Annotated in this window: 13 protein-coding genes; 6 read left to right on the forward strand and 7 right to left on the reverse strand. The window is 64.8% G+C overall.

The annotated features are described in order from the left end of the window. The 3 genes from YUU_RS0144400 to YUU_RS0144410 all read left to right on the forward strand — a co-directional run. Positions 1-547, forward strand: a 547-nt coding sequence (locus tag YUU_RS0144400) for a molybdopterin-dependent oxidoreductase (RefSeq protein WP_027527930.1), incomplete at its 5' end; no start/stop codon positions are given. 12 nt (positions 548-559) lie between these two features. Further along, entirely contained in the window at positions 560-865 is a 306-nt protein-coding gene (locus tag YUU_RS0144405) for a sulfite:cytochrome C oxidoreductase subunit B (protein WP_027527931.1), read from the forward strand. Between the two features lie 210 nt (positions 866-1,075). Next, positions 1,076-1,276, forward strand: a complete 201-nt coding sequence (locus YUU_RS0144410) for a cold-shock protein (protein ID WP_027527932.1) — start codon at positions 1,076-1,078, stop codon at positions 1,274-1,276. 174 nt (positions 1,277-1,450) lie between these two features. On the opposite strand, the gene YUU_RS0144415 is transcribed toward YUU_RS0144410, so the two are convergent. Further along, positions 1,451-1,912 carry an Lrp/AsnC ligand binding domain-containing protein gene (locus tag YUU_RS0144415; RefSeq protein ID WP_027527933.1) on the reverse strand — a complete coding sequence of 154 codons (462 nt, stop codon included), beginning with the start codon at positions 1,910-1,912 and terminating at the stop codon, positions 1,451-1,453. A 112-nt stretch (positions 1,913-2,024) separates the two neighbouring features. On the opposite strand from YUU_RS0144415, the gene putA reads away from it, so the two are divergent. The 3 genes from putA (at position 2,025) to YUU_RS0144430 (ending at position 7,204) form a co-directional block, all read left to right on the forward strand. Then, positions 2,025-5,024, forward strand: coding sequence for a bifunctional proline dehydrogenase/L-glutamate gamma-semialdehyde dehydrogenase PutA (gene putA / locus YUU_RS0144420; protein WP_027527934.1), 3,000 nt, complete (start codon positions 2,025-2,027; stop codon positions 5,022-5,024). Between the two features lie 109 nt (positions 5,025-5,133). Then, positions 5,134-6,339 (forward strand): CaiB/BaiF CoA-transferase family protein, encoded by a 1,206-nt coding sequence (locus YUU_RS0144425; RefSeq protein ID WP_027527935.1) that lies wholly within the window; start codon positions 5,134-5,136, stop codon positions 6,337-6,339. 217 nt (positions 6,340-6,556) lie between these two features. Beyond that, positions 6,557-7,204: a glutathione S-transferase family protein gene (locus YUU_RS0144430; RefSeq protein WP_027527936.1), complete on the forward strand. Its 648-nt coding sequence runs from the start codon at positions 6,557-6,559 to the stop codon at positions 7,202-7,204. 10 nt (positions 7,205-7,214) lie between these two features. On the opposite strand, the gene YUU_RS60750 is transcribed toward YUU_RS0144430, so the two are convergent. The 6 genes from YUU_RS60750 to YUU_RS0144460 form a co-directional block, all read right to left on the reverse strand. Then, entirely contained in the window at positions 7,215-7,382 is a 168-nt protein-coding gene (locus tag YUU_RS60750) for a hypothetical protein (RefSeq protein WP_198031965.1), read from the reverse strand. Positions 7,383-7,405: 23 nt separating this feature from the next. Beyond that, positions 7,406-8,941 carry a hypothetical protein gene (locus tag YUU_RS0144440; RefSeq protein ID WP_027527937.1) on the reverse strand — a complete coding sequence of 512 codons (1,536 nt, stop codon included), beginning with the start codon at positions 8,939-8,941 and terminating at the stop codon, positions 7,406-7,408. A 94-nt stretch (positions 8,942-9,035) separates the two neighbouring features. Then, positions 9,036-10,109, reverse strand: coding sequence for a hypothetical protein (locus YUU_RS0144445; protein WP_027527938.1), 1,074 nt, complete (start codon positions 10,107-10,109; stop codon positions 9,036-9,038). Positions 10,110-10,450: 341 nt separating this feature from the next. Then, complete coding sequence (locus YUU_RS0144450) at positions 10,451-10,948, reverse strand: TPM domain-containing protein (protein WP_027527939.1); 498 nt, start codon at positions 10,946-10,948, stop codon at positions 10,451-10,453. 3 nt (positions 10,949-10,951) lie between these two features. After that, positions 10,952-11,875: a YgcG family protein gene (locus YUU_RS0144455; protein WP_035665082.1), complete on the reverse strand. Its 924-nt coding sequence runs from the start codon at positions 11,873-11,875 to the stop codon at positions 10,952-10,954. A gap of 132 nt (positions 11,876-12,007) precedes the next feature. After that, on the reverse strand, positions 12,008-12,616 hold the full coding sequence (locus YUU_RS0144460; protein ID WP_027527941.1) for a LemA family protein: 609 nt from the start codon (positions 12,614-12,616) through the stop codon (positions 12,008-12,010). Between the last annotated feature and the right edge of the window lie 341 nt (positions 12,617-12,957).

Consider the following 12,957-nt stretch of genomic DNA (forward strand, 5'->3'; position numbering starts at 1 on the left):
CCTGCCGTTCCTCAACGGCTTCCCGCTGCGCCTCATCGTGCCCGGCTATTACGGCACCTACTGGGTCAAGCACCTCAACGAGATCACCGTCATCGACANNGTCTANGACGGCTTCTGGATGAAGTCGGCCTATCGCATCCCCGACACGCCCTGCAATTGCGTCGAGCCGGGAACTGCGCCGAAGGCGACGATCCCGATCAACCGCTTCACCATCCGCTCCTTCATCACCAGCGTTGCCGACGGCGCCAGGCTGAAGGCCGGCCGCACGACGCTGCGCGGCATCGCCTTCGACGGCGGCACGGGCATCAAGGAGGTGTCGGTCTCGACCGACGGCGGGAAGAACTGGTCGCAGGCCAAGCTCGGCAAGGATCTCGGCAGATACTCCTTCCGCGAATGGAAGCTGCCGGTGAAGCTCGCGGCCGGCCCGGTCGAGCTGAAGGTGCGTGCGACCAGCAATGGCGGCGAAACCCAGCCGGACACGCCGCGCTGGAACCCGGCCGGCTATTTGCGCAACGTCGTCGAAACCGTCCGTGTCACGGTCGCCTGAAGGAGAATGACGATGAAGCGCACCGCTCTCCTCACGCTCGCTCTCGCGGCAGGCCTACACGGCTCCGCCACCGCCGCCCCCATCGGCTACCAGAATCCGGACGAGGTCGCCGCCTTCAAGCCCGGGCCCAATCTCGACGTGGTCAAGAACAACTGCACGGCCTGCCACTCGGCCGACTACGTCAGCACCCAGCCACCGATGAAGGATAGAAAAGCCTTCTGGCAGGCCGAGGTGACCAAGATGATCAAGGTCTATGGCGCGCCGATCGACGATGCCGACGTCGGCAAAATCGTCGACTATCTCGCCGCGACCTATTGACAGGCTGCCCGCCGCCGGCCGGTCAAATGACCGCGAAACGGGCAAAACCGGCAAAACCGCCGCGAAGTTGAGCGAATTTCCGCAAGAAACCGGCATGGTTTGAGCTACCAAGCCCGTAACATTCCGGTGTATCCTGCTTCGACCGAGCCGGCCGGTTTGCGGGGACTGGCGGCTCGTGCTTGTGGAGGAAAGTCCCGCGGAGAAGACGTGATGCCCAAAGGTACGGTCAAGTGGTTTAACCCGACGAAGGGTTATGGGTTCATCCAGCCTGCGTCGGGAGGCAAGGATGTGTTCGTGCATATCTCGGCAGTCCAGAAAGCCGGTCTGTCCACCCTGAACGAAGGTCAGACGGTGGAATATGAAGAGATCGCAAACCGGGGCAAGACGTCCGCAGAAAACCTCAAGGTATAAGCCCTCCGGCATTTCGCCGCCTCCCGGATCGGATCCGGGAGCACGGGCCAAAAAAATTTAGAAGACGATCAAGTGCATTCGACGACAAGCGTTGCGATTGCGCGAGGGGTGGGCTTTTTTGCGCGTAAAGACCCCTGATCGACACGACCTCCCCGACAATCGCGACGGCACGTTTCAGCCGACCGGCAAAGGTGCGTCGCGCTTGATCTCCTCCATCACCGCATAGGTGCGCGTTTCGCGCACGCCCGGCATCGACAGCAAGGTTTCGCCGAGGAAGCGCCGGTACGCGGCCATGTCGGGAAGGCGCGCCTTCACAAGATAGTCGAAGCCGCCGGCAACCATGTGACACTCGAGCACTTCGGGCGCGAGCTTCACTGCGCGCGCGAACCGCTCGAAATTGTCCGGCGTGGTTTTGTCGAGCAGCACCTCGACGAACACCAGTAGGCCGAGCCCCAGGCGGTGCGGATTGAGCCGCGCGCCATAGCCTTCGACAAAACCCTCGCGCTGGAGCCGCTTCAGCCGCTCGCCGATCGAGGTCGGCGACAGGCCGATGCGCTCGGCGAGCTCGACATTGGCGATTCGCCCATCCTCCTGGAGGATCCCAAGGATTCTCCGGTCGATTTTATCAAGATCCATAATATCCGCTAAAAATTGGCCTACTTGCTTTATTTTCTAAGGCAAAATCGCTATCTTGTCTATCGAACTACGGCGATGTGCGGATTAGGTTTGAGCCGACACAGGACACGCCATGCCGAACACTTCCTCTCCCTTCAGCGCGCCCTTCGCGCCCGATGACGCCGAGATCGCCGCCCCGCTGTTGCGGACCGCGCACCTCACCCCGCCCCGGGAGGCGCGGATCGACCGCACCGCCACGCGGCTGATCGAGGCGGTCCGCAAGCGTGATGACCGGCTCGGCGGGGTCGAGGACATGCTGCGCGAGTTCGCACTCTCGACCAAGGAGGGCCTCGCGTTGATGGTCCTGGCCGAAGCCTTGCTCCGCGTGCCCGACGCCCGCACCGCCGACCAGTTCATCGAGGACAAACTCGGCGAGGGCGATTTCGTCCACCACGAGACCAAATCCACCGCATTCCTGGTCAACGCCTCGGCCTGGGCGCTCGGCCTCTCGGCGCGGGTGATCCAGCCCGGCGAGATGCCGGACGGCACCATCGGCCGGCTGGTAAAGCGGCTGGGCGCGCCCGCGGTGCGCGCCGCGACGCGGCAGGCGATGCGGCTGATGGGCAACCACTTCGTGCTCGGCGAGACCATCGAGCAGGCGCTGGAGCGTGCCCGGCCCCGCTCCGGCGAGCAGCCGCGCTACTCCTTCGACATGCTCGGCGAAGGCGCGCGCACTGCCTCCGACGCCAAGCGCTATTTCGATGCCTATGCCAGTGCGATTCAAACAATTGGCAAGACGGCGGGCGAACGTCCCTTGCCCGACCGTCCCGGCATTTCCGTCAAACTCTCGGCCCTGCATCCGCGCTTCGAGGCGATCAGCCGCGGTCGCGTGATGAAGGAGCTGGTGCCGCAGCTTCTGGAACTCGCCCGGCGCGCCAAGGCCTATGACCTCAACTTCACCGTCGACGCCGAGGAAGCCGACCGGCTGGAGCTGTCGCTCGACGTGATCGCCGCGACGCTCGCCGATCCGTCGCTCGCCGGCTGGGACGGCTTTGGCCTCGCCATCCAGGCCTATCAGAAGCGCGCGGTCGCCGTGATCGACTATGTCGACGACCTTGCCCGCGCGCACGACCGCAAACTGATGGTGCGGCTGGTCAAGGGCGCGTATTGGGACACCGAGATCAAGCGCGCGCAGGAGCGCGGGCTCGACGGCTATCCGGTCTTCACCCGCAAGGCGATGACGGACCTCAACTACGTCGCCTGCGCCTCGAGGCTGCTGGCGTTGCGGCCGCGTATCTTCCCGCAATTTGCGACCCACAACGCGCTGACCGTTGCGACCGTGCTGGAGCTTGCCGGCGATAGCGGCAGCTTCGAGTTCCAGCGCCTGCACGGCATGGGCGAGGCGCTCTACGAGCAGCTCACGCAGGATCAGCCAAAGCTCGCCTGCCGCACCTATGCGCCGGTCGGCAGCCATCGCGACCTGCTCGCTTATCTCGTGCGCCGGTTGCTGGAGAACGGCGCCAACTCGTCCTTCGTGGCGCTGGCCGCCGACTATCGCGTGGCGATGACCGCCCTGCTGCAACGCCCCGCTGACATCATTGGCAAGCCGCAAGCTGCGCATCACCCGAAGATCCCGCTGCCGCGCGAGCTGTTCGCGCCGGAGCGGCGCAATTCACGCGGCGTCGAGTTCGGCGAGCGGGCGGCGCTTGATCGCCTGCTGGCCGACACCGGGGCCGAGCCAACCGATCTCAAGCCCGTTGCCGACGCCACGCCCGAGCAGGCGAACGCGGCGGTCTCAGGGGTGCGCGCGGGCTTTGCGGCCTGGAGCCGGACGTCTGCGGGCACCCGCGCGGCGGCGCTGGAGCAGGCCGCGCACCTCCTGGAGCAGCGGGCTCCCTACTTCATCGCCCTGCTCCAGCGCGAGGGCGGCAAGACGCTCGACGACGCACTCTCCGAGCTGCGCGAAGCCGCCGATTTCTGCCGCTACTACGCCGCGCAGGGCCGAAAGCTGTTCGGCAGTGGCGAGGCGATGCCGGGTCCGACCGGCGAGAGTAATGTGCTGGCGTTGCGCGGTCGCGGAGTGTTTGTCGCGATCTCGCCGTGGAATTTTCCACTCGCGATCTTTCTCGGACAGGTGACGGCGGCGCTGATGGCCGGCAACGGCGTGGTGGCAAAACCCGCCGAGCAGACCCCACGGATCGCGCGCGAGGCCGTAGCCCTGCTGCACGAGGCCGGCGTTCCCGCAAACGCGCTGCAGCTTGTCACCGGCGACGGCCGGATCGGTGCCGCGCTGACCGCGCATCCCGATATCGCTGGCGTCGTGTTCACCGGTTCGACCGAGGTCGCCCGATCGATCAATCGCACGCTCGCCGCCAAGGACGGCCCCATCGTGCCGCTGATCGCGGAGACCGGCGGCATCAATGCCATGATCGCCGACGCCACCGCGCTGCCCGAACAGGTCGCCGACGACGTCGTCACCTCCGCCTTCCGCTCCGCCGGCCAGCGCTGCTCGGCACTGCGGCTTCTGTTCGTGCAGGAGGACGTCGCCGACCGCATGATCGAGATGATCGCTGGCGCCGCACGCGAGTTGAAGATCGGTAACCCCAGCGACGTTGCGACCCATATCGGACCGGTGATCGACCGCGAAGCCAAGCAGCGGCTCGACGCGCACATTGCCCGAATGAAGACGGAGGCGCGACTGCATTTTGCTGGCAGTGCGCCCGAGGGCTGCTTCGTGGCGCCGCACATCTTCGAGCTCGCCGATAGCGGGCAGCTCACCGAGGAGGTGTTCGGTCCCGTCCTGCATGTCGTACGCTACCGCGCCGAAAATCTCGAGCGAGTGCTGGGTGCAATCGATCGTACCGGCTATGGGCTCACGCTCGGCGTCCACTCGCGCATCGACGACACGGTCGATGCCATCGTCGAACGGCTGTCGGTCGGCAATGTCTACGTCAACCGCAACATGATCGGCGCCGTGGTCGGCGTGCAGCCGTTCGGCGGCAACGGTCTGTCCGGAGCCGGCCCCAAGGCCGGCGGCCCGCATTATCTCACGCGCTTCACCACCGAGCAGACTGTCACCATCAACACCGCCGCAGCCGGCGGCAACGCTGCCCTGCTCGCGGGGGAGGAGTAGCCACTGCCTGCGCCGTTGCATCCCGCCAAAACATCAGTCAAATGATCGACAGATCAGCACGCGCTAATTCCAGCGTGCGGGAAACAACAAGAGCGGGAGCGGCGGCACGATGCAGAAGGGCATTTTCGACGGCCTGAAGGTTTTGGATTGCGCAAGCTTCATCGCGGCGCCCGCTGCCGCGACCGTGCTGTCGGATTTCGGCGCCGATGTCGTCAAGATCGAGCCGCCCGGCATGGGCGATCCTTACCGTAATCTGCCGAACCTACCGGGCTATCCCGCGAGCGAGCACAATTTCGCCTGGCTCTTGGAAGCGCGCAACAAGAAGAGCCTCGCGCTCGACCTCACCAAGCCGGACGCGCAGGCCGTGCTCTACAGGCTGGTCGCCGAGAGTGACGTCTTCATCACCAACATGCCACCGCAGGTGCGCTTGAAGCTCGGCATCACCTATGACCATCTCGCGCACCTGAACGAGCGGCTGATCTACGCCTCCTTCACCGGTTACGGCGAAAAGGGCGAGGAGGCCAACAAGCCCGGCTTCGACAGCAACGCCTACTGGGCGCGCTCCGGCCTGATGGACCTCGTGCGCGCCGACACCAACACGACGCCGGCTCGCTCGGTCGCCGGCATGGGCGATCATCCCTGCGCCATGGCGCTCTACAGCGCGATCGTCACCGCGCTCTATCAGCGCGAGAAGACCGGCAAGGGCGCGCATGTCGCCTCCAACTTGATGGCGAACGGCGTGTGGGCCGCCAGCGTGCTGGCTCAGGCAAAACTCTGCGGCGCCAAGTTCGGCGAGCGGCGCCCGCGCGAGCGCGCGCTGAACGCGGTGACCAACCACTACCAGTGCAAGGACGGCCGCTGGATCATCCTGTCGCTGCTGAACGAAGACCGGCAGTGGCCGACGCTCGCGCGATGCATGGAGCGGGAGGATCTGATCACCGACCCGCGCTTTGCCACCAAGCCGGACCGTCATGCGCGCTCGGTCGAGCTGATCAGGATTTTCGACGAGGTGTTCGCCACCAAGGACCTGGCCGAATGGCGCAAGATCCTCGACGGCAACGGGCTGGTGTTCGGCGTGGTCGGGATTCTCGACGACATCCCGAACGACCAGCAGATGCTCGACAACGAGGTGCTGGTGCCGTTCGAGAACGACACCATGCTGACCATCAACAGCCCGATCTGGATCGACGGCACGAGGAAGGTCCAGCCGCGCAAGCCGCCGGCGGTCGGCGAGCACAGCGACGATATCTTGCGCGAGGCGGGATACGACGAGGCCATGATCAAGACGCTGCGCGCATCGGGGGCGGTGGCGTAAGGGGCGCGGCGCGCGCGCCATCCACCGCCGTCGCTGGGACGACGGTGGGGAGGTAGCTTGCCTCAACAGACACCGTCATTGCGAGGAGCGGAGCGACGAAGCAATCCAGAATCCCCCGCGGATGCATGTCTGGATTGCTTCGCTGCGCTCGCAATGACGATAGGCGATGATCTCGATATAACGATCGCCAGAGCCCGCGAGTCGTCTGTGAGGTCCCATGCCCAGCTACCGCCTGCACTACTTCCCCGAATCCGGCAACAGCTACAAGCTGGCGCTGATGCTCACGCTGTGCGGTGAGACCTTCGAGCCGGTGTGGACCGACTTTGCCGGCGGCGTCACGCGCACTCAGGAGTGGCGGCAGACGGTCAACGAAATGGGCGAGATCCCCGTGCACGAGATCGACGGCGTGAAGATGACGCAGACCGCACCGATCCTGCTGAAACTATCCGAGCAATATGGCCGCTTCGGCGGCGGGACGGCAGAGGAGAAGTTCGAGTTGCTGCGCTGGCTGTTCTGGGACAACCACAAGCTCACCGGCTACATGGCGACCTATCGCTTCATGCGGACGTTCACGCCGAATGGCGACCCGCAGGTGCTAAAGCATTTCCGCAGGCGGCTCGACGACTTCCTCGGCATTCTCGATCAGCATCTCGCGCGGAACGTATTTGCGATTGGCGAGGAGCCGACGGTCGCCGATATTTCAATGATGGCCTATCTGCATTATCCGAGCGACGAGCACGGCTACGATTTCGGAGAGAGCCATCCCGCCATCCACGCCTGGCTCGGCCGCATGGCGGCACTGCCCGGCTGGCGGTCGGCGTATGATCTGCTGCCGGGTAAACGGCTGGCGCATTACGCGTCCTAACTGGGAGAAACTATGACCGTGCCGCGATCCAGATCAGCGCGAACACGATGGCACCGACGACGACCGCCACCGCAACAGCCCAGGTGCTGACCCGGATGCTGCCCATGATCTGCTTGGCTTCCTCGTTACGCGCAATCTGGCGATTGCGCTCCTTGTTGGCTTCGCTGCTGTCCGTCATCGGTCATCCAAATGTCGCTTTGGCTAACGCGTCTTCACAAAGCACATGCCTATGTGACGTGAGGCGCCTGCCGCCTGGCATGCGAGACCCTTGGCGCAGGTCCATGACGTAAAACTCTTGTCGGTGCCGGCCGATCCCGACGGTTGCAAATAACAATGGGCGCCCCAGCCGTCCTGATACTCGGTTCCCGCAAGCTCGGTGCTGCCGCGAAGCTGCGGCCGGCTGGCGAAGCCGCGCGAGAAGTCGGGACGCCTGCCTTCCGCAAATGCGGTCAGGATGTCGCGGCGGCGGACCTGGTCGCCGAAGAAATGCGGCGAGGCCGGCACGATGGTGGAGGGCTTGTCAGCGAGCCAGTCGACGCCCGGGAAATGGAAGCCGCCGATGCCGCGGGTCTGGTGGCAGCCGGCGCAGGTGATGTCGTTCAGCCGGCGCTGGAAGCCCGCCACCGAACGGATGTTCTGCAAGCTGATGCCGCGCTCGGCGACAGCCTTCAGCGCGCCGACCACATCGCCGTCGGTGAAAACGCCATCGCCTTTGCCCTCGCCTTGCATCAGGCCGAATTCAGGCTGGAGCTGTGATGCATCGAGCCCCGCCGGCGTCGGCGCGATCGCAGCTTTCGCGAGGAATTTTTCCGGGATCAGCACCGTACCGCGATCGAACTCGCCAAAATGCTCGGGCGCGAGCAGCCAGTCCCTGAAGTCGCGCTTGAGCGTATCGTCGCTGAGGATGCGATCGCGATCGATCTGGTTCTCCAGCGTCGACTCCTCGAACAGCTTGGTGTCGGGATTGTATTTGAACACCTTCAGAAGATAGTCGGTGCGGAAATCGTGGCTCGCCGATTTCGGCATGACCGCGATCTGGATGTTGGTCTCGATGCGGTCGAGCATCGCATCGTAGGGAAACGGAAGTTGCTTGACGAGATCGAGCGGATCGTCGTTGGCGAGCCAGCGGCGCGCGATCTCCGCACAGGTCGCCGGCTTTCCGCTCGGCACGGTCTGCCGCTCGTCACGCGCCTTCAGCACCAGGTTGAACGTCATCGGCAGGCGCGAGGCGGTCTTGCCGCCATCCGGGTTCGTCTCGAAACGGACAAGACGGTAGATCAGGCGGACCTCGCCGCAGGAGGCCTCCGACACGTAGGCGCGATCCATGCGGTTGACGATGCCCGCCAGCACGAAGCGCGCATCACGGGAATCGAGATTGGCGCGATCGAACAGTTGAACATCAAAACCTTCACCGACGCCGATGGTTTCGTTCGGCGCCTCCGCCTTGCGCCGCGCGACGTAGCGCTCGAACTCGGCGTCGATCGCGGGGCGGATCTGAGCAAGCTGCGGCAACCATGCGAACAGCATGTCTGATGTGAGCGGGAAATTGGCGTTCCGTTCCGGCCACAAGAGGCGCGAGATCGTCAGCACATCGTGCTGATCGAGCTTGCGCAGTTGCTCCGGATCGGTGATCGCCGTGCCGCGATCCAGGCCTGCATTCTCGGCGGCCGACAGCGACAGCGCGCCGCTGCATAGCGCGACGAGGGCGGCGAGAATTCGCAGACGGCGATGGCTCATGCCTCCACTAACACCGCCGCTATCGGCCTATTCAAGCAAAAAGGCGCTTCACATCGCAGTGAAGCGCCTTTCCTCAAGCTCGGAGCCGCACGGCTTAGCGCGCGACGATCAGACCCTTGCTGGTGACGACGACCCAGCGGCCATCTTGGCGGCGGATCGCATCGACCCGGCCGAGACCCGGCACGGGATCGCCGGCATAGACCTCATACAGTCCGTCGCGTCCCTCGATCAGCGCGCCGCCATTGGCAACGTCGCGCAGGCGCCAGCCTTCGATCGTCGGCAGCCGGCCGATTTCCGGCTTCGGCGCCGGGAGCGGTACCGCGGCCTGTGCAGGAGCCGTAGCCGGCGCTGCGGCCAGCGCGGCCGCCTGTGCTGAAAGGGTTTGTGGCGTCGCGGCGGCGACCTGGGCAGGGGCGATCGAGCCAGTGGTCTCCTTCGCGGCAGCTGTCTGCGCGGGCGCGGGGGCCTGCGCCGAGCGCAGCTTGTCGACGGCCTCGGACAGCTTTGCGAGCTTGGCGGCAGGCTCGGCCTGCGCCTTCTCGAGCTTATCGAGGCGGTCGCTGGTCTTGTTGAACTGGCCGGTCGCGGACTTCGAGGTGTGATCAAGGCCGGCCTTCAGCGCAACGACATCGGCATCGATCCGCGCGACGGAGGCTTCCAGCGCGCTGGTGTCGGCAACCGGTGCCGGCGCAGCAGCCTGGTTCGCCGCAAAGTGCATGACGCCAGCGGTCGCGAGCGCGCCGCTGATCGCCCCGACAACGGCTGCAAGCGCGACGACGGCAGCCATCGCCGAGAGCCGGCGCTTGCCGCCCGTGTCCCTCGCTTCCGGCTTGACCTCCGGCTCCTCGCGATCCCAGTTGCGCTCTGAGGGTGCCATGACGACCAGCTTGCCGGGCTTCAACTCGGGCTTGGGTTCGTGCAGCTTGGGCTCTGCGTCAGCCTTGGACTCTTCGGGCTTGGGCTCTTCCGGCTTGGGCACGTCGAGCTTGGGCACCACCAGCCTTGGCGGCTCGACCTTCGGCGCTTCGACCTCGGAGGCATCAGGCATCAGCCCATCCGGCTTGGGCGCCTCATGGTCCGGCGCGATCGACGGGGCGTCGGCGCGCGTCTCCAGGCCAGCCTCCGACGAAACCTCGGCGGGCTGCGATTCCGCGGCCTGTTCAGGCATTGCTTCGCTCACGGCTCAAATACTCCAGTCAAGGTTGACCTTTTGGTAACTTTCATTGCTTGCGAAATCCTTACCCTTGGACCCGCTTACCGAAATTTTAGGAACTCATCCGGGGCCGAATTGGGCCGGGATCATGGAACCGGCGTGGCGGCCCGAGCGCAAAATTGCGTTCGGGACTGACGGACCAGGCCTCGATGCCGGACGAAGGCGTTGTTTGCCTGACAGAATTGGCCGGTTAACATGGCCTTAACCGTCCCGTCAGCGCCAAGGACGCCGTTTGCGAGGCGAAGCGCGACGCTTCCCCAATAGTCGTCCTGGCGAAGGCCAGGACGACTGGTAATTCACATCACCACCGGCTTGTCCGGCAGCTCGTTCGGATGCGGGCCGCGCGGCGGAAAGTGGCGCGCGAGCTCGCGAGAGACGGCTTCGATACCCTTGATCACGCCGTGCTCGAACCGGCCGGCGCGGAACTCGGTCTCCATCTCGCGGCAGATCTTTTCCCAGCCCGCAGCGCCGACCTTGGCGTCGATGCCGCGGTCGGCGACGATCTCGACGTCGCGGTCGGCGAGCAGGAGATAGATCAGCACGCCGTTGTTGTTGGAGGTGTCCCAGATGCGCAAATGCGAGAAGACGTCGAGCGCGCGCTCGCGCGCCGGCTGGTTGCGGAACAGCGGCCTGCCATCAAGAGCGCCTTCGACGACGAAGCGGACCTGACCGGAATGCGTAGTCTCGCTCTGCTTGATCGCCTGCTCGATCCGGTCGAGCACTCGTGGGGTGAAGACCTGCTTGGCACGCCACTGGTGCTGCAGGAGATGCCTGGTAATGCGCTTGATGCTCATGACCTACCAGCTCCCCGAGGCTCCGCCGCCACCAAAGCTACCACCGCCGCCGCTGAAACTGCCGCTATCGCTGGACGACGAGCCGCTGCTCCAGCCGCCTCCCGAGGAACCGCTCGACCAGGAGCCGCCGCGCGAGTAGCGCCTCCCCGAACCTGATGTCGGAGCAAGATCAGCGATGAACGCCAGGATAAAGGCGATGGCACCGACGCCGATCGCGAGGGCCAGTGAGCCGATCATGAACCAGGCCACTGCCGCAAGCACCCCGCCGGTCGCAACCGAGCCAAGCAATCGGCCGAACATCGTGCGCAGGATGCCGCCGACGAACAGCGAGGCAAACAAAGCGAAGGGAGCGACGGACCCGAGATCGTTCAGGTCGCGGGCAAAGCTCGTGCTGCGCTGAGGCGTCGGCAGCGGCTCGCCGTCGATCACACGCATTATGCGATCAACGCCATCGGAGATGCCACCGGCAAAGTCGCCGGTCCGGAATTTTGGCGTGATGACCTCGTCGATGATCCGCCGCGAGGTCACGTCGGTGAGCGCGCCTTCGAGGCCATAGCCGACCTCGATGCGCAGGTGCCGGTCGTTCTTGGCGACGAGCAGGATCGCGCCGTCATCGATCTTCTTGCGGCCGACCTTCCAGGCATCCGCGACGCGGATCGAATACTGCTCGATCGTCTCCGGCTGTGTCGACGGCACGATCAGGACGGCGATCTGACTGCCCTTGCGGTTCTCGTAGTCCCGCAGCCGCGAGGTCAGCGACGCGACGTCGCCGCTCGAGAGCGTCCCGGTCAGGTCGACGACGCGCCCGGTGAGCTGCGGCACGGCGACGTCGGCCGCGGCCGTGAAGGCAAAGGCGAGGAGAAGTGCAAGCAGGAGGAAGCCACGCTGTGCGAAGGCGGAACAGGCGCGCAACATCCTCACTGTCATCGCCCGGCTTGACCGGGCGATCCAGTATTCCAGAGACGCCGGAGGGATACGGAGAAGCTGCGGCGTACTGGATTCCCCGCTTTCGCGGGGAATGACAGCGAAGGACGTGGTGCGCATCGGGGTCGAACGCGCTTATTTCGACGGCGCAGGCGCCGGGTTGAAATCGACCTTCGGCGCGGTCGAGATTTCCTTCTCGTTCTCCACGCTGAAATTCGGCTTCTCCTTGTAGCTGAACATCATCGCAGTGAGGTTGGTGGGGAAAGAGCGGATGGTGACGTTATAATCCTGCACCGCCTTGATGTAGCGGTTGCGGGCCACCGTGATGCGGTTCTCGGTGCCCTCGAGCTGCGACATCAGATCCTTGAACAACGCATCCGATTTGAGCTGAGGGTAGTTTTCGGTGACGACGAGAAGGCGTGACAGCGCGCTGGAGAGCTCGCCTTGCGCGGCCTGGAATTTCTGGAACGCGGCGGGATCGTTGAGCACCTCGGGCGTTGCCTGGATGCTGCCAACCTTGGCGCGCGCATTGGTGACCCCGAGCAGCACGTCCTTCTCCTGCTGCGCAAAGCCCTTCACCGAGTTGACGAGATTGGGCACGAGATCGGAGCGGCGCTGATACTGGTTCACCACCTCCGACCAGTTGGCCTTGATCTGCTCATCCTGGCTCTGGATCGCGTTGTAGCCGCAATTGGTCAGGCTGAGGCAGGCGAGCGCCGCCAGCACGGTCAGGATCTTGCGCATGAAACTTCTCCCGGTGGAATCCGGAGCCTAGATATCAGATTGCGCTCGCGGAGGACATGCTGACGTCTTCGCCAAACTACTCCCTGTGGTTATGGGTCGTAAGTCTGGGTGCCTCACGTATGGTGGGGTCGAGGCGGGCGTTGCGAGGTTTATGGGAGGTCTCAGCGACCGTCGGGATCTCGCACCCCGCCTTGATTGATTGAAGGGCCGGACACCCGGACGGTAGCAAGTGCTGGCCGCACGTTTGACGATCCAGGCGCCGNCCCTGCCTCGTGAACAAGGCAGGAGCAGCATGACAGCCTCACACTTTGCAGACAATAGCTTCGTCGGTGTCGACGTTG

Source organism: Bradyrhizobium sp. Ec3.3, from assembly GCF_000472925.1.
GTDB lineage: Bacteria > Pseudomonadota > Alphaproteobacteria > Rhizobiales > Xanthobacteraceae > Bradyrhizobium.